We start from the raw sequence: 21504 nt of genomic DNA, 5'->3' as shown, positions 1-21504 counted from the left end.
GCCCGCTGCCAAACCATTACGGTTTGGCAGCGGGCTTTTTCGTTCCGGGATCGGCGGTCAATGTGGTAATCGCCTCGCCGTATTGATCACTCCGTGGGCACTAATTTATCCAACACTTGATTGACCGCCATTTCCGCCACCATGACCACTTGGGCGATACCTTGCACGGTTTTGCGGTGCGAGCCTTCGAGCAAGGCGGCGAAGTCGTTGAGCATGACGGTGGCTGAGCCCAGGGTTTCACAGGCGTCGGTCAGCAAGGGTTCGGTGCCGGACGCCGGGTTGGCCATGTAGAGGCGGTTGGGTTGGTAGGGTTTGGACATGATGTGGGCGGCCGGAGGACCTAGATAGTGGTTGAGGGCGCGTTCGGCGGCTTCGTGGAATTTCTTTGATTCAGGTGTTTCGTAGGGGGATGCCGGATCGGTGTCCGGTGGGTTTGGCGTAACTTTGACCATGGGGGACTAACCTCTAGTAAGGCTGCGTCCATCTCGCTGCTAAACGAAAGGGTGGCAGCTGTGCGCAAGTTAGCAGACCGGTAGTCACCCAAACCCGGCGCACCCGAAGGTGCCATGCGCACAGCCACCATCAAGCGCAGGCAAATGCCTGACTGGATGAGACTCGTACGGCCGGACAACTATCCGGGCTGCTAAACCCGATCACTGGGAATCAGTGACGCGATCCAAGTTACCGAGCAGCCCCCGAGCGCACAAGCCGGCGGATTCTGGCGCAGTCGTAGGCAGCGGCGCAAGGATTTGTGGGCGTTGTCGCGTAACGTCGAGTGTCTTTAAACAGCTGCAATGAAAGACGTTTACTGTGCTGTCGCGACTGACGCCTTCGCGAGCAGGCTCGCTCCCACAGGGGTTTTGTGTGGTTCACAAAATTGGCGGCCAATGAAGATCCACTGTGGGAGCGAGCCTGCTCGCGAAGAGGCCAGTGCAGTCACCTCCGGTGAGTCTGGCGACGTCGACTTCCTGGGTTTCCGGATCAACTGGCAGCCTCGGAAAGTGGCGGCAGCAGGACTCGCTATTTTCAAGGAGCCCTGCTGTTCAACTGACTGACGAAGTCATTGAACGCAACGTAGTTTCTGGGGTTACGTCCGGTCGGGAGGATGACTTCGTCGGGGATGATGCCGCCGCAGTTGCAACAGGCAACGAAGTCTTGCGGTGCATCTCCTCGTCGCAAGGTGTCTGTGAAAATGGTGGTCTCGCTGAGCAACCTTTCCGCGGAATCCGGATAGAGCGCAACGATTGAGTTCAGTGCCCGGACTTCGGCATGAGCCCCGGGGCCGCCAGCAAATGCGGGGATAATCCCGTTGCTGGCCTCGATATGTTTGGCGATGAGGTATTTGACCGGTTGTTGCAGTTCGTACGCTTGCTCGCGTGTTCTGCTGAGCGTCGGATGGGCGCGCAGTGATTCGGGGGCAATATGTATCTGTCGCAGTGCGTCAGTTTTCGTTGCAGCGTAGCGTTCGGCCAGGTCTTCCAGAAAAATGCCGGCGTTTTCGATTCTGTAGCTGCCAAATTCCAAATAGTGTTCCGGGCTTTTCGCCCCCACATAACTTTGATCGACACCTCGGTAGTTTGTCGGGCCGGAAGGGGGGCCTTCCAGGTTGAACAGTTCGCCGACTTTCAGCTCGCGATCAGTGTTGATCGCGTAGGCATGAGCAGTCAGTTTGCTCACGGCAAGTTTGTTGAACTTGATATCGCCAGGGGTCGATAGTTTTCGTTTCGCTGCGTTCATGATGTCTTGTGAACGCTGCCTGCCCCAACCACGAAACTGCTCGACGATATCCTCTTTACCCAAGCCCTGATGGTCAACGAATCTCACCGGGTTGTTCCCCACCATGCAATACAGATTCAACCCGTCTACCGTCCCCGCCGGATCCGGGCTGATCCAGCGCTGCAACCACGGAGCGTAATATCGCTGGCCGTAGTAATACAGACCGCTGGCATCACGCTCCTTGCCCGAGTAACGAATGGTCCTGTAGTTCGCCTCCAGGGCGTTACGGGCGGCTCTCCATGAGGTGCCGCCAAAGGGGTAATAACCTTCCTCGCTGATCAGACTTCCCTCGGCATCCAGTTCAAGGGTGTTCGAGCCCAAGTGATCGTCGAAGCAGAAGCGCAAGGCGTCGTTGGCGATAGCGGCAGGTGTTCCCCGCGCCCAGTGCAGGCACCGAACGTTGCAGTTTCCTGCCTGAACCGTGATGACGTCGAGTTGCTCGGCAGCGCTTTCCCGGATCTCCAGACCCGGCAAGTAGAGGACGTCGCGGCAGTGGCTGAGTGCTCGGGCTTTTTGCGTCTGGCGCTTGAGAACGCGCTGGCCATTGCCCGCGTAGAGGTAACTTTCCGTATCCGCTGCTTGTTCTGCACGCTCCACCAACGTCACGTTTTGCAGTTGATTGCGTGCGTTCCACATCAACGGTTGCCCGGTCTGTAGCGCTTGCAGATTGCCATTGGCATCGAAGCCTGTTGCAAAGTCGGGTTGCGGATCTGTTGTTTTCCACGCCAGTGCGCGATTGCTGCCGTGTGCGATGCGCATCTCTCGGGTGTAGTTATTGCCGTCTCGTTGATGTTGCAACCTGATCAGGTTGGCGCGCTCATCGTAGCTGTAGTGCTGAGTGAAATTGAGCAATCGACTGCGGTCTCCCGGGCTTGAAGCCCACTCGGGAAGCGCCGCGTGGAGGCTGGCAGTCTGTTCCTCTCGCCCCGTCGCCTTAATCAGCTGATACAGGCTGTCATAGACATAAGTGCTGCCCGGCTTGATGCGTTGATTGGCGTTGTGCTGTTCGGGTTTGCTGTGGTCCTGGACACTTAACACATTGCCCACAGCGTCATAGGCGTAGTGCAGCTTCTGAAGCACGCAGGTGTTTGTCGCAGTGCGCGAGAGGGTTCGCTGGTTCATACGGCCGTTTTCAGGCGCGAACATCGCCGCGCTGGTGATCTTGCCACCCAGCACTTGCGATTGAATCTGACCCTGCGCGTTATAGCTGATCTGATCGAGTATCAGCCTCTGTTCGGACGCACCGTTGAGTTGCAGGGTAACTTTCTGCAACTGGCCGGCGACATCGAACCAGAAGCGTTGCGTATGCCCTTTGGCGTCTTGTTGCTCAAGGATTTCGCCAGTCGGCGCGTACCGCCAGGTGGTGATATGGCCGGCACCGCTTTCGACAAGATCCTTGCGTTTATCGAGCTCTTCTGGCCAGTGCACGGCCTGCAGGTCTTTCAGAACATGTCGCGTTTGGCTGAGTGGCTTTCCCGTCAGGTCATAGGCGGTGAACAGCAGCGTGCCTGCCGGATCATCATGACGAATCAATCGGCCACACTGGTTCGTATCTGCAGCGTCGTTTGAGGTGGCTGCGTAGGTGAAGCGCTCGATGGCCCGTCGGGCCTGTTGCTCGAATGCTTCGAAGATCACCCGTGGGCGTAACTGACTGTCATATTCCGTTTGCCAATGGCTGCTGCGTGAGTCCCACGTCTCCAGCGCCTGCCCTGCTTCTCCAAAGAGCGTAAGACGCCACCCGGCGTCGAGACTGTCGGTAAAAACCTGGGCACCCGACAGGCTGGTGATGTGTGTTGAGTCCGCCGCCTTCAGTTTTATGTCATCGGCGTGCGAATAACGCTCGACGGTCTGGTTGCCGATGTCGTACCGGTAACGCGTGGTGCGGGCTTCCGGTTCCTTGATGGACTCATTGCACAGGTAGCGGACTTCGCTGACCTGCACACCACGGCTGTCGACAACGTTCAGGGTCGGGGTATGGCGATGAGTGTTGCCGCTCATTTCACACCTCCCGAGGCCGGGGTGTCGGGTTGTGTGTCGTTCTCGTCTTCGGTGATGGAATACCAGGGGTGAAAGGTGTAGCGACACTCGTCACCCTTGGCATTGATAACGCGAACGAGTCGGCCCATGGGGTCATGGAAATACTGGTCGTACAGGCCTGATGTGTGCAGGGACTCATCATTGATGTAGCGGTAACGGTCGCTGAAAAAGGGCCGATACGTACGTGTCACCAGGCCTTTGTTGTTGTATTCGGTACGCGCGCTGACACGCCAGCGCAGGCTGACTTCGTGCTCTTGCGGTTTGCCGTTCACCCACTGCAACGTTCCGTCCGCATTGACTGCCAGGGCTGTTCCTTGGCCGACTTGCTGTTTGCTTTGCAACAGCCGGCCAAAGCCGTCACGGCAAGCGACAACCACGCGAATTTGTTTGTTTTCATCATCGTTGGGGAATCGGTCTGCGTGCAGTTCGGCGTAGTAAACCGGCGCGCGCGGCACACTTTCAATCTTTGTCTGGAGCGCTTGTTCGTAAATCGTTTTCTTGATATCGCGGCGGGCCAGGCGAGCGCGAGCACTGGCGCGAATGTGTCCGCCGGGCATCACATCGCCCGACGCCACCGCGTCTTTGCACAACGCCTGTTCCTGCGGTGTGGCTGGCGCGATACGCCCCATCCAGCTGAACGCGTTGTAGAACCAGGCGCTAGCGACTTGCTGGAGAGCCTGCTGCGGATTTTCGATGGCCAGATCCGGTCGGCCATCATAGCGACGGACATAGTCGGAGACTGGTTTGAACCCGATGTCCGCATCGATGCCGCTTTTGTAATGGCTGATGGCTTGAACCTGTCCAAATGCGTCGTATGACGCTTCCTGGACAATATTGTTGGCGTCAGTAATGCGACAAGGCTGGAGCAGTCGGTAGTCAACCTTGGAGGCTGTTGTAGTGCAGCCGTCCGCCAGCTGCGTGCGGGTAGTCAGACAGTAATAAGGATCATGGGTGAATGTTGTCGAGTCCTGTTGCGAGGTTTCTTTGACGCTTGAAGGTTTGAAAAAACCATCCCTTGTTTCGTAAGTGAAGAAATGACGTCGCACTGACCACAGGCCGTGCTGTTTATCCCACGCTGTGTTCGCCGGCAAGGCGACGGGCATTTGTCTGTAGCCGTTCTCCTTGAGTCGTTGAGTCAAATCAAAGGACGACGCGCCCGGTTGTAGCTTGAGTCTGTCGTAAACCTTCAATGCCAACGGATTGAGTTCAGCCGTTTCCTTGTGATCGACCAATGCTTCAACACTGGCCTGTCCGTCCGCGAAGGTGCCGCTGCCGTCAGGTTTTCTGTAGCGCTGCACAGACAGGCTCGTCAAGACTTGTCCGGTTTTCCAACCGTCTGACGCACTCAGCACAAGCAGAGCTTCGTGGTTGATGCCAGAGGGAGTCAGACCGCCTGCAGAGGGCGCCTTGGGCAATTTCAGTGCATTGACGCGTTGCAGATAAGGCAGCCCCAGTCGCCTGGTTTGCGCTGTCCCTATATGGATGAATTGAGCTTTGTGTTCGCTCAGGTAGTAGTGCTGCTGGGATTCGTCATGGGCATCGCCCCACCATTTTTTTTCCCATTTGTCGGTGAACGGCGGGGCGTCGGCAGCCGTTGTGCGTCGGGCATAACTGATGTCCAGAGAGTGAGTCACGAAGCCATAAGTGTCCCATTTCAAATTGATCGAATGGGTGCAACGTGGATCTTGCGGGATACGCTCGTACTGGTAGTTGATCGACTCCAGTAGCACCAAGTGCAGGATCGAATGAGGGCTGTGCTTGCCCATGCCCCTGAGCTCGTTGACTTTGTAGCGATGCTGTTGCACCGAATACGGGCGTTTTGATTTGCCGTCCTGTTCCTGGCCGTACACCTCTACCCTCAAGATGCGTCCGTTCAGCGCCCGGGCAATTTCGCGTTCGCGGGCTTTGGAATACGTCTTGGCCGGGGCGTGTCCGTCGCTTTGCGGGGTCCAGCTTGTCCCGAGGTTCTGCAGGGTCTCTTTAAGAAGAACCGCTTTTGCGTCGCTGAAGTCTCGGTCATGGATGATCAGATCGACCGCGTTGCCGATGTGGAACCAGGTCTTTGTGACTGTCGGTACGCTCAGACGCCTGTTTTCTGTGTCACCGCGGCCAGTGGGGCTGTCGGATTGGACGAGCAGGCCGAAACCTCGGAACTCACGTTCCGTGCTGTCGTAGAAGCCGCGTCGATACTTGAAATGACGGGTCAATCGATTGCCGGTGATTTCATCGTCCTGAGTCTGTTGCTTGACCAGAAACAGGGGGAACGGCAGGTGCGAAGCCACCGTTTTTTTGGTCTTGAGCAAATGTTTTTTTTCGTCCAGCCACTCTTGTGCGGAGCTGCGGTAGAGCAGGCTTGCGGCAGCGCCCATGTTGTTATTGGTTGTCTGTAGCAAATAGGGTTTGGTGTTGACGAAGTCACAGCGCCAATGTCTCGGCGTTTTCCCGGAGGTGCTGAACACCAGGCTGGAGCAGCCAAGCCCCTGCAGGTCGGTAACGTGGACCTGGCAGAAGCGGTCATGGCGAAACCCTTCGGGCCATGGCAAATCGATCGCCGAGCTCAGGCCGTTGCCGCTACGGTTCATGAAAATGCGCGCGCACTCAGGCAGGAGATAAACAAGATCCGCGCTTCCCGAACCATCCAGATCGGCCAGCAACACACGAGAGGCTTCAAATTCCTCATAGGAAAAATCCAGAGTGGCAAATACCCGACCTTTTCCGAAGCGCCCCCGACCCAGGTTGGGCCAGCATTTCACTTCGTCATGGCGGATTCGAACCAGATGTTGTTGCCCACTGCCCAGCACATCGCTGAAGGCCACCAACTCGCTGCGTGAGTTGCCGGGCAGTGGCAGATCGTCCTCATTCGCCCGGCGTACCACCTCGGTTGCGGGCGAAAAACGTTTGCCGTCGAGGTTGGCGTGCAGGCGAACACTGCGGGGGCCGAGCATGATCAGATCGCTGAGCCCGGCGCCCATCAGGTTTGCCAGTTGTCCTTGAGGATGGAAGAACTCGGTCGGAACGGCGTCAAGCGGGGTGAACCCGGACCATTTGCCGTCTGCTTTCAGAGTGAAGAATCCACTGAAGCCGGGTTGCGCGACAATCCAGTCGGGGCGACCGCTGGCGCTGAGACTACCGAGAAACTGGCGAGTCGATTTTCGGCTGTCGGTCAGCGGGATATGTGGCAGATCGCTCAACGCCTGGTAGGTGACCTGATCCCCTCCTGCGTCATCACGCATTGGTTGGCTATAGCGCCAGCTTTTGTCGGTACGGTGCAGCACACCGGGCAGGCCTTCCCCGAGCAGATCGACGAACTGAAAGTGCTGTTGATGGTTGAGCCTCGACAACGCCTCGAAAGGTTTGTAGCGATGAACTTCGGGCTCAAGGGCGAAGCTGGAGTAGGTGAATTCGAGGGGCGGGAGGTAACTGTCGGTGCTTTCGCCGTAGGCCTGGGTCATCGCTGCGCTCAGGCAGCTGTAGGACAAGGGGCTGGTCTGGTACTCGATGATCGTGCGGCGAACCAGCACCGGCACCGCTCCCATCGATGACTCATCGGGAAAGTAATGAAACATGAGAATCTGCTGGCACAGGCGTTGGGTTCGCAACTCGAACCCATAGGAAAAATCCGAAAACGGGTCGCTGCGTACGGGCGACGATTTCGTTGCCAGATACGCGGGTTTTTTATCCAGTGCGGGGCTGCGTTCACCGTAGTCGAAATGCAACTCGAAATGCCAACGAACGTCCTTGAATCCGTCGGTTTTACACGAGTACAACTGTGAGTCGGCTTTGAAATTCCCGTAGCGTACGCGGCCGAGGTAACGCTGGGCCCGGCAGTCGGCAGGGCCCACTTGGGAGGCCGGTTCCGCGTTGTATTCATAACCGATATGCTCGCCATGAGCATTTATGCTCTCTTCAAGCAACCACTCGGCTACGCGGGATTGTTCGTCGGGATCCGCACGACGTGCGAGCGTTGTTTTCCCAAACAGATGCTGGCTGCCGTCGGCGTTATGTATCAGCCAGAACCCCGGTTTGTCCTTTGCGCTGGACCAATGCTCGATCAAGTCGAACGCGGCTTCGATGCGCGGGCGATAGCGCACGACCGAGTGTTCGACCTGCTGCGTACCGTCACTGCACTGCTTTTGGGTGGAGACGATTGCGCCGGTTTCCCGGTTCCGCTCAGGCATCAACACCTCACCGTCAGGGCCGAGGAATAAATCATCGTCGGTGTAGGCGGGAACCCCCAGGTGCGTCCGTCGTGAGACGGTCGCCAGGGACAATTTCCAACCCAGGCCGAACACGCCGTTGCCTTGACTGCTGTTGTAGTTCAAGGCAAGGCTCGGGGCATATCCGCGACCGGGCGATATGGGCAGCGGAATCTGGCAGGAAGCAGTTCCGCTGGAGCCGATGGCACTCAGGCTGCCGCCGATGCCCTGAAGCGCCCCCCCTCCCTTGGGCAGGGCAGGTGAATGCGCAGAAATGACGGTTTGTTCACTCATTGCGCACCCCCGCTGACTCTGGCGGTGTACTGCAGGTGCACGATGATATCGGTGAGTGATTCGAGCATGGCTTTCTGTGCCGCATGATTGGGGAATGACAGCTGCCATTTCGAAATCGCGCCGGTGTACTCAAACGGCAGGTAGCGTTCGTCCTGAAAATTCAGGGTGAACAATCCGTTGTCGTCGATACCCGTCGACAGGGCAATTTGTTGATTGGCGCGCAGGCTGTTCATAACCGTCCTGCTACCGGGCATGACGACTTCGCTGCTGGTCTGGGACAGCGTGGCGCGGACATCTTCATAAGGCCCGAGGACTGCCGGCAGGGAAATACTGATGCTTTTGATCCTGCGCAAACAATGTCCTGGGTAATCGTTTTCAAAAAGCGCAGACGTCAACTCGAATTCGCACCGTCCAGTCTCTACAAGGGTGGACCTGATTCCTTTGGTGACGGATTTGTCAGCCGCGGTCGCATCGTCCCAGGGTTTGTTGATGGAGGGGGCCGACAGGTCCATGGTGCTTTCCTTTGCATGAAGCAGGCGAAGCGACACGGTTTTGCGGATTTCCAGTTCGCGCTCGTTGCCCAGCAAATGGGCATTGTTCATCTTCACCAAACCTAACTTCATGCGCTCGCCGGGGCCTAGACCCCGGTAAGTGCTGTTCCAGGTCTGGTTCTGGAAGAACGGTTGAGTGGTGTTGTCGGCCATCTCGTATCGCCAACTCCGTTCGGTGAATTGGCACAGCGAAAAGGTCGAGTCATACACCTGGTAGTAGAAGCTGGAGAGTTGATGGGTGAACCATTGGTAAAGCTGCGAGTTGGTAAAGCGCTGGCTCAGAAAGTTGTAGCGGGTCCTGGCTTGATCCAAAGCGGTTTGAGTCTGTTTCAGCAGCAGTCTTGAGGCCGTCTCTCGTTCGGCCTCCAGCGCCAACTGTGCGTCAATCTGGGCAATTTCGAGCGTTGCCTGGTCACGGGCGAGCGTCCAGTCCTGATGCCTGCGTCGATACTGTGCGGCACGTTCCAGGGCTTCGCCGGCGCCATAGGCCGCGGTTGTCAGCCCTTGAGCCATTGCCATCGACGCGAAAGGGCCGCCCTCCAGGCGGGCGCCACCGTCTGAGGTGCCAAAGATATTGGGGACGACCTTCAACCCCTGGCCCATGGCATGAGCCGCATGGGCGCTTGCTTCAGCGATACGTCCTTCCAGATGAAAAGCGGCAGCGGTCACTTCCTCAAGGTTGACGACTTCGCTAACTCGCTGACTGTAATAATCGCGGCGGCATTCGACGATGGTTTTGCTGGCCAGTAACGCTTCCCGGTTTTTCTGGTCGATGTTCAGGGCCTGGGTCTGCAGGTCTACCGCAATGCTGGCGATGTCCCAGACATGTTGCTGCGAAAGCTCCTGATAACTGGCCTGTTCGCTGCGCTCGATGAACGACATCAGCGTCGCGCCGAACTGGATCACCGTGTCTACCGCAATCATGGCGTGGGCATGCAGAGCATTGAAACGGTAAGGCGGAATCTCTGTGCCCAGGCGTTGGGCCAGGCCGGGCTCCGCAGCCCGTTGTGGATTGGTCCCGAGCCGGTTGTCTATCGCTTCCGGGGTGGCGAAGAGTGCAAGTCGCAAGGGGCGGCCGACGATGTCGAGGTTATGCCTGAGGTTGTGCAGACGACTTTCGAGTTTGTCCCAACGCGGCAACAGCACGGGATTGAAGGGTAAACGTGAATGCGGCGTGTCGATCAGGCTCGTGAAGTGCGAATGGACATACGGGCGGACACACACCTCTGGCGCCAGCCCCGGGGCATCTGCTATCCGTTGATGTTTACCGTCACTGACCAGCTTTTCCTCGCACTCACGCAGTTTTTTATCATGCTCCTCACTGAATGTTTTTAACGTCAGGGCTGTCCACAAATCGGTTTGCCTGCTGTCCGGCCTTGGCCCCAACAAGCCCTGGGCGCGCAGATACCAGAGCTTCGCGTCGGTCAGGCTGTCGGGGCTCAATTCGCGGTAAGCGGCATCGCCGCGATTGACCAGAATGTCGATGTAGAGCACGTACAAGGCTTTGCGAAAGTGCACGGGATGACTCAGTGCAATCTGGTGTGGATCGTGTGGCCCCTGGAGGGCATAACTGGGCTGCCCCGGCTTCGGAGGGCCAGAGATCAGTGGCACCGCGTTCCAGTAATCCGGGTTGCCGCCACTGACTGCCTTTCGGGCGGGGTTGAATAGATAAAGCAGCCAACGTTCGGCTTCGCTGAATTGACGCTCCTGGTTAAAGCGGTGAGCGACCAACCAGGGAAGGTATAGAAACAGTTCGACGAAGTAGCGACCGTAGGCGCCGTAGAAGTCCATTGTCTGAGGTGGCTTGTCGCGCCCGAGAGGTGGTTCCTCCAGGTGCTGGGAGGACCAGCTCAGCAAGGTATCCATGCTGTCTTCAGCGCGCTCGATCAGGTGCCTGGCGAAGGTGATGTTCATTCGGATGGGGGGACGGAGTTGCTTATCCTGGCCATCGGTATGTTTGATTCCGGATTCTTTGAAGTCGATGAAATCTGCATTGCCGAGGGTGTTGTCCAGATGGGAATCGATGCTGGGCGCTACGGACGAGGCTGAGGGATAACTGAACTGGAGCAGTTTCGGCTTGGAAAATGGCCAGCATTCGAGCAGTGCAATAAGCGTTTTGTCTTGCGTGGCATTCAACTCTTTGAGACGAGTGACTGAAGTGAGCACGGCGTCCTTGTCGATTACGACCGACAGGCAAAAATCAATGTAGGAGAGATTGAAGTCTGAGCGGTCAAAGCGGCCGACGTGCAAGACAATGCAGAGTGACGAGGGCGATTGAACGTTGGTCGCAATGGTTTTAGTGTTTTCCTTCAGTTTCGTCAGGTCCATGCCATCAATTGTTTCGACCGGGCAGTAACCTTGTGCGCATGTCTTTGGCGGGCTCCAACTGCCATCGTATTTTCTGTAACACATGTTCAGACGAAACAATGGATAGGGTTTGTCCTTGTGATCCTCTCTGCTCGCCTGATCCTGATAGACACACTCAGCCCAGACTACATACAAGCGCTTGTTGAACATGACCGGGCGAATGGTGTGTTCGATGGCACTTTCGGAAACCGGCAGATTGATGCGATGCCAGTCGGACCATGCCTGTGGTTCCGGGGCATCAAATTTGTCAGTCCGGGAGCCGGGCATGAAGGGGCGACACGCCATGTCCAGTGAGCGCCAGTACCACGTGTTTGCCGCGCGGGATTTGGCAACAAAGTAATAGGTGCTGTTGGCGAAATCGTTACCGTCGATGTAACCGTTGACGATCTCCAGGTTGGCCACTTCCTCTAATCTGGTCAGATAGGCCAGTACCGCTGTTTGCACGGACTCAGCCGTGAGCTGATTGCGGTTGAGGTCGTTTTCCAGCTGCTCAAAACTTGCGGTCCTGCTCTTGCGAAGCGTTGGATCGAGGTAGGCTGCGGGGAAGTAGTGAAGACGCTGATTGGCGGCCCAGTCCTGGTAGTGATGCATGACGGTGCGCCAGGCTTCGACTTGATCCGAGGGAATCCGGGCGGAGTGATATCCCGGCTCCATATTGGCCAGAATACTGTTGATGTATTGCTGGAGGCTGGCAATGGTGCAGGCTACCGGGCTGGTCGGCACGTCCTGGCTGACCAGTACATCAAGCAGCCAATAATGATAAAGGTCATCGGGCGTTTTAAGGTGCTCTGCCAGTTTCAGGGCTTTGAGGGTCTTGTCTTGCGGAGCAATCACTGACAGATAGAGCCCGAGCTGCGCATCACGAAGGCTTTCGTTGAGTTGTTTTTCAATAGCAATAGACATGTTCATTCCTTGAGCATGGAGTGGGATTAGTGACTGGCCGCCATGACGGCCTCACCGACCGTTTTCCAGTGGTCGAGCGAACTGTCGTTGTCGAGGGGCGCGGCGCTGAGCAGGGCGGTTGCACTGAGCCCGGTGGCCTTGCAGGTTTGGTGGCAGCGCATAATCCAATCGATGTCCTTCATCGATATGGCGTACTTGAACATCAGTTTTGAGGCGAGCACGGTCACTTCAGCCGTTTCCCAGTTCAACAATTGGGCCAGACGGCCGTTGATGGCATGACTCTCGCTACCGAAGAAGTTCGCGAACTCCAGATAGCTCAGCAGGTTTTCTTCCGTCTGCTGGTATGTTTTCAGGCAATGGTTGAAGCGATCGAACAGATACAGACTTTTGAATGACAGCCTCAACTGTCCATCCGCTGTGTCCAGCCAACGGGCAGTGCTCAGGAGCGCACGCAGGGCCTTGTTGCTCAACTGCAACCGGACGGCAGTTTCTGTGTGGCGCAGTAGCGGATGCAGTGTCTGCACCAAGGCATGTGAGTCTTTTGAATTCAGAACTTGGGCGAGAATCTGATGGACCGAGGTGTTGGCCCATATCACAACATCCTTCGCACAGTTCATGGGCAGCAGGAATGTTTCCTGTAGAAACGCTTCGATGAGGTGCAACTGCCGGTCATGAGCTAACAAGAGCAGGTTTTTCAGTTTTTGCCTGGCGTCATTTTTAAGCGTCAGGTCTTTTTCGGGATCGTCGTCCAGTTTGATTGTTTTGTCTTCGATGACGTTGTTCAGCGCCAAGGTCAACTTTTGCACCACATTGTCCCGGATCGATGGGGCGAAGTTTTTCACTAAACCTTTGTCATCGAGCAGGGAGTCAGCCAGCTTCGCACGCCAGTCAACGTTGCCTGGCAGTGCCAACGATGCCAGTTCTTGTGCGGTTACCGCGCTATGACGCGTTTCGGCACTCAGTTTCAGGAGGCGTTGCTGCAAATCTCCTTGCGGATAATTGTCGTTGCCTTGCAGTTCAAGAACACGATTCAGAAAGGGGATGTTGTAGGCGGATTGCTTGGTCCAGCGGGTGATCCAGTCCATTTGCATCAGGACGTCGAGAATGTTCTGCGCCGAGTCTTCCTGGGGGGCTTGTTTGCCCGTGTCGCCGGTTGTCAGGCACCTGGCAACATGTTCCCCCCCGAGCAAGTTCGCCAGTGTTGAACTTTCGGCGATCGAAAGGCCGAACATTCTCGCTACCCGGGCCTGTCGATAAATGGATGACAGCGTGGGCAAATCGCACTTGAGCGATCCCTGGTATTTCAGTGTGTTCTTGACGACCTGCATCAGCGAGTCCTCGGTCAAAGGCAGGCCGAGGCTGATGCTCAGGTGTTGGAGAATAGTGTGGGAGGCCGGATCCGAATCATCCGCCACGAAGGCGCGACCATCGAGCTTCAGCGCCGTAGCGAATACCCGGGTCTGATTGAATACCTTATCGAACAGCGACGTCTCATCGCCGGACGCATAAGGTGAAACGTGATGCAACAGCGCTGCGAACTCTTCAGCCGTGATGGAATACCGGCGACTCATATACCGATAAACGCCCAAGGCCCTGATGGTGTAACTGTCCAGTTGCCGCTGGGTATTGAGCGACAGCTGTGATTCAAATGCGCTGCATATCAGGGTGTCCAGCTGATTAAACGGGATTGCGAGCCAGCGTTGGAGACGGATCATCCGATGCAAGCGTTCGAGTCGGTCTTCGGTCGCGTTTTCGATTTCCCCGGTTTTTTTCTCGTTGTCCAGCGCCATGCTGTCATCGACCGAGAGAGGTCCGTTTACGTATCGGGCTCCAAAAGGATGGGAGTGAGGTGCCGGCAACAGGTAATGAAGAGACAGGCATGGCGCGTATTTACCTTGCGCCAGTAACGCTTCCATTTGCTCGGCTTTAAGTTCGGTTCGCTCCAGGAAGGTGTCTATATTTTTCAGAACGGTAATGGGTGCGATGCCATAGATTTTTTTCCAGTAACTGTCTCTTATCCGGCCGATGCTCGAGTGGGAGTAGTAATAGTTCCCCACGTATCTTTCAGCCCATGGCAGTTCTGTCAGCAGCGCCTGCTGTTTCGGGCCAAGCCCGGACATCAGCCTCTGCGCTTGATCAGAACCAGTGTTCAACACCTTGCCGTACTGAGCGATGTCATGCGACGTGAGAGGCAGGGATTCACTCACGAGGTAACTCAACTCTCCCAGCGTCGGCTTGTTCCCATTCAGCCCCAGCAGGCACTGGTGATGGTAAAACTCATAGGGGAGCACAAAGGGATAATAGTTTTGTGCGAGCACTTCATAAGTCGACTTGCCCTCATCTTCGGTGTGCTTCAGCGCGCTCTGAATATTTTTGTCCAGCGTCTCATTAACGATCCCGAGCATCGGTTGCGCAGTGAAGGTGCTTTGCTGATCAATCGACAGTGCGGCGAGATCCGGACGGCGTTTTTCCAACGTGATTCGATTGTCTTTTTCACCCGGTAATGACGAGACACTGGTTTCCAGTTGCAAGGCAAACCGGTACAGCGCTCTGAGGTAAGCAACCGGCGAGTCGATGGCTGCAATCGAATCGTTTTTGCAAGCGTCGTCCCAGTTCTCTTTGAACAGATGGGTGTAGGTGGGGCCTTTTTTCTCGATCGCACGAATGCCCAAGGGATGCCAATGATCTTGTGCCGTTTCGACTGAAGTTCGTTGTTCCAGATACAGATGGCTGATCTGGGTGGCCAGGCATTTAACGTCGTCGTAGAGCTTTGCGGTGTCAATGCTGGACGCTTGGTCTTTGAGCGTGTTGTCAGTCTTGATGGCGTCATCGAATTGTTTTTGGAATTCGGTTTCGGTGAGGCGGGCGATATCGAACACCGAGGTGAATTTCAGTGTGTCTTTAAAAAACATCACCAGGGCAGCGTTGGTTTGCCCGGTGCCATAGGCCCTGACCAGAGAAGTCAGTAAGGTGTTGTCGTCCATGCCAATGCATCTCCTTTGATGGAGCTGACGACATTACGGCGTGGCATGAGGGGGCGCTGTCAGCCTCGTCATTGACTGAGGACTGGATCTTTCACCGCTGGGACGGGGAAGAAGGACGGGAGACTGTAGGACGTTGAAACAGCCTCTGAGCCTTCAGCTTTCATCCTGCACCCGGTGAGTTTGGCGAAACTCGCCGGGCGGCATCCCGCGCCGGCTTTTGAACGTACGGTGAAACGAGCGGGGTTCGGTGAAACCCAGGTACTGGGCGATGTCCTGAATCGGCAAGGCGCTGTTGAGCAGGTAATGCTCGGCCAGTTCCTGGCGCAGGTCATCGAGGATCTGCTGGTACGACGTGCCGGCCTGATGCAACTGGCGTTGCAGCGTACGCACCGACACGGTGAGCTGCTCGGCCACTTGCTCCTTGCGGGGCAGACCTTCCTTGAGCAACTGGCGCAGGATGCTTTTGACCCGCTGTTCCAGCGACGCATCCTCCAGTGTCGCCATCAACCCCATGGCATGTTCTTCCAGGGTGCGCAGCAATTGCGCATCGGCCTGGCGCAAGGGCAGCTGCAAATACGGCAACGGGACAATCAGCGCCGAATAAGGCTGGTCGAACAGTACCGGACAGTCGAAGAACTGCTCGTACTGCGCCAGCGTCGTGTCAGCCGGTCGTGCATGTTCCAGCCAGACAGCGGCCGGCGACATCTGCGTATCAGCGATCCAGCACGCGTATTGCAGCCAGGAGCCGAGCACGTTTTCCACCAGGTGTCGGCGGATACGCGGTCGTTGATAGCGGCATGTCCAGATCAGGTGCACGTGGCTGTCCTGCACCTCGACGCGGCTGACGCCCATGTCGCCCACCAGCTTCTCGAACGGCATGATGCGGCTCATGGCATCGCCCAGTGTCGCGCAGTTCATGGTGATGTAACCCAGCACGCTCCAGGAGTTGGGTAACACAAAACGCGCGGCGTTGAGACCGAACAACGGATCACCCGAGTGTTCGCAGAAATAATCGAGCAGCCGTTCATGGGCTTCACCCGGCAACCGCAGGCTGTTGTCACTCAACTGCTGCGCCTGCAACCCGGCAGCCGCCAACGCAGGCTCGATGGCCACGCCCAGTTGTTCGGCATGTCGCAGGTACTTGAGCAGCGGCGGAACTGAAGTGAAGCCCAGGGATTGCATGATCGTATTCCTTTGATCAAGGCCCGCGTGCGCGGATGAATGCCCCGAAAGGTAATTTGAAACCACGGCTAAAGTAAATGGCTGATGCCTGCGCGACGTTTGACTCAATTGGCTACTCGAACTGGCCCGATGCGACCGTGACACTTTCGGGCGGATGACTAGTATGTGGCTTGAAATATCACTGATCAGAACCGCAAAAGGACACATGCATGCGACGCTGGAACGGCTGGGGAGATGCAACCACGGTGGTCGAACTGCCGGCCCAGGGCGCGGGGTTTCTCGCTGACCGGCTAGGTGCCGGTCGAACGCTGCCCGATGCGACGCTTGAGACAGCCTTGGTCCGCGTGCCGGCCTCGCGGTTGCAGGAACACACCTTGTTCAGCGTGGATGCGCATGATCGTCTACTGCATGCCCGGGGGCAGAGCCTGCCGGACTGGCTGGCGTTGCGTGAAGGTGCGCTGGGGAATTATCCCGACGCCGTGGCCTTTCCCGAGAGCGCCGAACAGATCCGCCAGTTGCTGACCCTCGCCCATGAGCAGGACTTGTGCCTGATTCCTTATGGCGGCGGCACCTCGGTGGCCGGGCACATCAACCCACCGAGTTCCGCGCGGCCGGTGGTGACGGTTTCGCTGGCGCGCATGAATCGCCTGCTGGACCTCGACGAACAGAGCCTGCTGGCCACCTTCGGCCCCGGCGCGACAGGGCCGCAAGTGGAAAGTCAGCTGCGCGCCCGTGGTTACACCCTGGGGCATTTCCCGCAGTCATGGGAGCTGTCGACCCTGGGCGGTTGGGTCGCCAGCCGTTCCAGTGGCCAGCAATCGTTGCGTTACGGGCGAATCGAGCAACTGTTCGCCGGCGGGACCCTGGAAACCTTTGCCGGGCCTTTGGAAATCGCCACGTTCCCGGCCTCGGCAGCAGGTCCTGATCTGCGCGAGGTGGTGTTGGGTTGCGAGGGCCGTTTCGGGATCATTTCCGAGGTGAAGGTGCGGGTCAGCGCACTGCCCGCTGATGAACGTTTCTACGGGGTGTTTCTGCCCGATTGGCCCAAGGCACTGCAAGCCATCCGCCAGTTGGCCCAGGCGCGCGTGCCGCTGTCGATGCTGCGCTTGTCCAACGCGGTGGAAACCGAAACCCAGCTGGCCCTGGCCGGTCACCCACAGCAGATCGCCTGGCTGGAAAAGTACCTTGCCCTGCGCGGCGCCGGTGAGGGCAAATGCCTGCTGACATTCGGCGTGACCGGTAATCGTCGGCAAAATGCGCTGTCCCTGAGCCAGGCCCGGCAGCACCTCAAGTCTTTCGGCGGGGTGTTTACCGGCACCTTGCTCGGCAAGAAGTGGGAGCAGAACCGCTTCCGTTTTCCCTACCTGCGGGAAAACCTGTGGAACGCCGGTTATGTGGTGGACACCCTGGAAACCGCCACCGACTGGAGCAACGTCGATAACCTGCTCACTCTCATCGAAAGCAGCCTGCGCGACGCCTTGGCGGCTGAAGGCGAACGGGTGCATGTCTTCACCCACCTGTCCCATGTCTACGGCGAAGGATCGAGCATCTACACCACCTATGTGTTTCGCCCTGCGGCGGATTACCCCGCGACCCTGGCGCGCTGGCAGGCGCTCAAGCAGGCGGCCAGCCGGACCATCGTCGACAACCACGGCACCATCAGTCACCAGCATGGCGTGGGCAAGGACCACGCGCCGTACCTGCGGCGGGAGAAAGGGGCGCTGGCGATGGACACCTTGCAGGCATTGAGCCGGCATTTTGATCCGGCCGGGCGACTGAACCCTGGCACGCTGTTGCAGGAGTGACGGACATGAGCCTGGACTGGAACGCCGCGTGGCGACAGCAGGTGCTGCCGACGCTGGCGGATGAAAACTGGGACCTGATCGTCATCGGCGGCGGCATCAGCGGCGCCGGTATCCTGCGCGAAGCCGCGCGCCGCGGCTGGCGTTGCCTGCTGCTGGAGCAGCGTGATTTCGCCTGGGGCACCTCCAGCCGATCCTCGAAAATGGTCCATGGCGGCTTGCGGTACATCGCCAAGGGCCAGTGGCGCCTGACCCGCGATTCGGTCCGCGAACGCCAGCGCCTGCTCGATGAAGCACCGGGACTGGTGGAGCCGATGAGTTTCATGATGCCGCATTACCGTGGCGGCTTTCCCGGACCGCGGGTGCTGGGTGGTTTGTTGTCCATCTATGACGCGTTGGCCGGGCGGCGTAGCCATCGCTTCCATGACGCGCAACAACTGCGTTATCTGGCGCCGGGGGTGAAGGAACATGACCTGCTGGGTGGCACCTGTTTTGTCGATGCACTGACCGATGACGCCCGACTGGTGATGCGCGTATTGGGCGAGGCCCGGGCCGACGGCGCCGTGGTGCTCAACAGCGCGCGCGTGCAGCAATTGCTGCGTGAAGAGGGACGGGTTTGCGGGGTCCAGGTCGAGGACAGCGAAGGTGGCGCGTCAATGCAATTGCGTTGTCGCGTGTTGGCCGTGGCCACCGGCGCCTGGGCTGGGCGCTTGCGCGTGCCCGATGCCCCTCGCCAGTTGCGCCCGTTGCGTGGCAGTCATTTGTTGCTGCCGGGTTGGCGCCTGCCAGTGGCGCAAGCCTTCACCTTCCTGCACGAGCGCGACCGTCGACCGGTGTTCGTTTTTCCGTGGGAGGGGGCCACGGTGGTCGGCACCACGGACCTCGATCATCACGAAGATCTGGACCAGAGCGCGAGCATCAGCAGCGAGGAACTCGACTATCTGTTGGCGGCCTGCACCCAGCAGTTCCCCCAGGCTGAGGTGGTCGCGGCCGATGTGCTGTCGACCTGGTCCGGTGTGCGCCCGGTGGTGGGCAGCGCTGCGAGTGAACATCAAGGCAAGCCGTCGAATGAAACCCGTGAGCATGTGCTGTGGCAGGAACCGGGTTGCGTGACCCTGGCCGGCGGCAAGCTGACCACCTTTCGCCCGCAGGCGATCGAAGTGCTCAAGGCCTGCGCGACCATGCTCGACCGCCCCTTCAATGATGACGCCGCGCCGGTGTTTGCCGTCGTGCCGCAGCTGACGATCCCCGGACTTTGTGGCAGCCAGTGGCGGCGCCTGGCCGGGCGGCATGGTCGTGACCTGCCGAGGCTGGCGAAACTGATCGCGGAACTGGGCCATGACAGCGTTGGCGCCACTGACACCTTGTGGGCGGAACTGGCTTTTGCCTGTGAGGCGGAAATGGTCCTGCACCTGGATGACCTGCTGCTGCGCCGAACCCGTCTGGGTCTGTTGCTGCCGCGTGGCGCCGAGGATTATTGGCCGGCCATACGCCGACTCTGCCAGCCACGGCTGGGCTGGGACGATGAGCGTTGGCAGCAGGAGCAGCAGCGCTACCTGGAGTTGTGGCAACGCCATCACGGTTTGCCCTACAGCCGCGTTGAGCACCCATAGCCCTGTAGCAGCTGTCGAGCGAAGCGAGGCTGCGTTCGGCTGCGAAGCAGTCGCAAAACCCCCAGCCCGGTGTTTCAGATAAACCTCGGAGCAGGGAGGGCGAGAACGATGTTCTCGGACGCAGCCTCGCTGCGCTCGACAGCTGCTACACGGATTATAAAAATTCAGGAATGTGCGCGACCCATGCCCATTGAAGAGAGCTCCATGGATAACCACCCGAACAAGCGTTACCTGCTGGCCATCGACAATGGAACCCAGAGCGTGCGCGCGCTGCTCTTCGACTTGCAGGGCAATCTGCTGGGCAAAGGCAAGGTCGAGTTGCAGGCCTATTACTCGACTCAACCCGGCTGGGCCGAGCAGGACCCGGAGTATTACTGGGCGAAATTGGGCGAGGCCTGCCAGCAGGTGTGGCAGCAAACCGGTATCGATCGTTCGCAGATTGCCGGGGTATCCCTGACCACTCAGCGCGGCACATTGATCAATGTCGATGCCCAAGGCAAGGCGCTACGTCCGGCGATCCTGTGGCTCGATCAACGCCAGAGCGAAGTCGAAGGCGGGATCAAGGGGCCGTGGGGCTGGCTGTTCAAACTGGTCGGCGCGCAAGCCACCGTGGATTATTTCCGCGCCCAGGCCGAGGCCAACTGGATCGCCCGCCACCAACCTGAAGTCTGGGCGGCGACCGACAAGTTTTTGCTGCTCTCGGGGTTTCTCACTCATCGCCTGTGCGGGCAATTTGTCGATTCCGTGGGCTGTTGCGTCGGCTACCTGCCGTTCGATTTCAAACGTCTGAAATGGGCCGCGCCCAGCGACTGGAAATGGCAGGCGCTGGCGGTGCGTCCCGAGCAGCTGCCGAGCCTGCACAAGCCCGGTGAAACCTTGGGTTACATCAGCGCCGAGGCCAGCCGCCACACCGGCATTCCCGAGGGGCTGCCGCTGATCGCCGCGGGTGCCGACAAAGCCTGCGAAGTCGTGGGTTCCGGTGTCGTCGATGCTGACACGGTGTGCCTGTCCTACGGCACCACAGCGACGATCACCTGCACCCGGTCGCGCTACCTGGAAATCGTCCCTTTGATCCCGCCTTACCCGTCTGCAGTGCCGGACCAATACAACTGCGAGGTGATGATTTATCGCGGTTACTGGATGGTCAGTTGGTTCAAAAACGAGTTCGGACTGCGGGAAATGCAGCAGGCCAAAGCGTTGGGCGTGGAGCCTGAGCAACTCTTCGATGCACTGGTCGACGCCGTGCCGCCGGGGTCCATGGGGCTGATGTTGCAACCCTACTGGTCGCCGGGCATCCGCGAGCCGGGTGTGGAAGCCAAGGGCGCGATGATCGGCTTCGGCGACGTGCATACCCGCGCGCACATTTACCGGGCGATCCTCGAAGGTCTGGCGTATGCCTTGAGGCAGGGCATGGAGAACATCGAGAAGCGTTCGAAGGTCTCCATCAAGCGTTTGCGCGTCGCCGGTGGTGGCTCCCAGAGTGATGCCGCGATGCAACTCACGGCGAACATTTTCGGCCTGCCGGCCGAGCGTCCGCATGTCTACGAAGCGTCCGGTCTGGGCGCGGCCATTTGCTGCGCGGTGGGGCTCGGTCTGCACGCGGACTTTCCCACGGCGATGGCGGCCATGACCCGGGTTGGTGCGGTCTTCATGCCGCAACCCGAGGCGCAGCAGATCTATGAGCGACTGTACAAAGAGGTCTACTTGCGCATGTATCGGCAGCTCAAGCCTTTGTACCAAAGCATCCGCAAAATCACCGATTACCCCGCCTGAAAAAACACCGGAAATCCCTTGTAGGG

Annotated in this window: 9 protein-coding genes; 3 read left to right on the top strand and 6 right to left on the bottom strand. The window is 58.3% G+C overall.

Annotated features, from left to right (window positions below):
- Nucleotides 1–86: 86 nt before the first annotated feature.
- The 6 genes from AC1DWM_RS24040 to gliR all read right to left on the bottom strand — a co-directional run bounded on the left by AC1DWM_RS24040 (nt 87) and on the right by gliR (nt 16290).
- Nucleotides 87–452 (bottom strand): DUF6124 family protein, encoded by a 366-nt coding sequence (locus AC1DWM_RS24040; protein ID WP_223518373.1) that lies wholly within the window; start codon nt 450–452, stop codon nt 87–89.
- 574 nt (nt 453–1026) lie between these two features.
- Nucleotides 1027–3774 (bottom strand): RHS repeat-associated core domain-containing protein, encoded by a 2748-nt coding sequence (locus AC1DWM_RS24035; RefSeq protein WP_477796307.1) that lies wholly within the window; start codon nt 3772–3774, stop codon nt 1027–1029.
- Entirely contained in the window at nt 3771–8303 is a 4533-nt protein-coding gene (locus AC1DWM_RS24030; protein ID WP_477796306.1) for a SpvB/TcaC N-terminal domain-containing protein, read from the bottom strand. The genes AC1DWM_RS24035 and AC1DWM_RS24030 overlap by 4 nt, the downstream gene beginning before the upstream one ends.
- Nucleotides 8300–12124 carry a Tc toxin subunit A-related protein gene (locus AC1DWM_RS24025; RefSeq protein WP_477796305.1) on the bottom strand — a complete coding sequence of 1275 codons (3825 nt, stop codon included), beginning with the start codon at nt 12122–12124 and terminating at the stop codon, nt 8300–8302. The genes AC1DWM_RS24030 and AC1DWM_RS24025 overlap by 4 nt, the downstream gene beginning before the upstream one ends.
- A gap of 26 nt (nt 12125–12150) precedes the next feature.
- Nucleotides 12151–15108: a Tc toxin subunit A gene (locus AC1DWM_RS24020; RefSeq protein WP_477796304.1), complete on the bottom strand. Its 2958-nt coding sequence runs from the start codon at nt 15106–15108 to the stop codon at nt 12151–12153.
- A gap of 153 nt (nt 15109–15261) precedes the next feature.
- On the bottom strand, nt 15262–16290 hold the full coding sequence (gliR, locus tag AC1DWM_RS24015) for an AraC family transcriptional regulator GliR (protein WP_223518360.1): 1029 nt from the start codon (nt 16288–16290) through the stop codon (nt 15262–15264).
- Between the two features lie 209 nt (nt 16291–16499).
- Here gliR and AC1DWM_RS24010 point away from each other — a divergent pair, with 209 nt between their 5' ends.
- The 3 genes from AC1DWM_RS24010 to AC1DWM_RS24000 all read left to right on the top strand — a co-directional run bounded on the left by AC1DWM_RS24010 (nt 16500) and on the right by AC1DWM_RS24000 (nt 21478).
- Complete coding sequence (locus AC1DWM_RS24010; protein WP_223518357.1) at nt 16500–18095, top strand: FAD-binding oxidoreductase; 1596 nt, start codon at nt 16500–16502, stop codon at nt 18093–18095.
- A 5-nt stretch (nt 18096–18100) separates the two neighbouring features.
- Complete coding sequence (locus AC1DWM_RS24005; RefSeq protein WP_223518353.1) at nt 18101–19705, top strand: glycerol-3-phosphate dehydrogenase/oxidase; 1605 nt, start codon at nt 18101–18103, stop codon at nt 19703–19705.
- 204 nt (nt 19706–19909) lie between these two features.
- Nucleotides 19910–21478 carry an FGGY-family carbohydrate kinase gene (locus AC1DWM_RS24000; protein WP_477796320.1) on the top strand — a complete coding sequence of 523 codons (1569 nt, stop codon included), beginning with the start codon at nt 19910–19912 and terminating at the stop codon, nt 21476–21478.
- Nucleotides 21479–21504: the final 26 nt, after the last annotated feature.

The sequence above is a fragment of the Pseudomonas sp. P4_C8 genome (assembly GCF_056401975.1).
The sequence above is the reverse complement of the archived record's forward strand: the minus strand, read 5'-3'. Positions and strand labels throughout refer to the sequence as shown.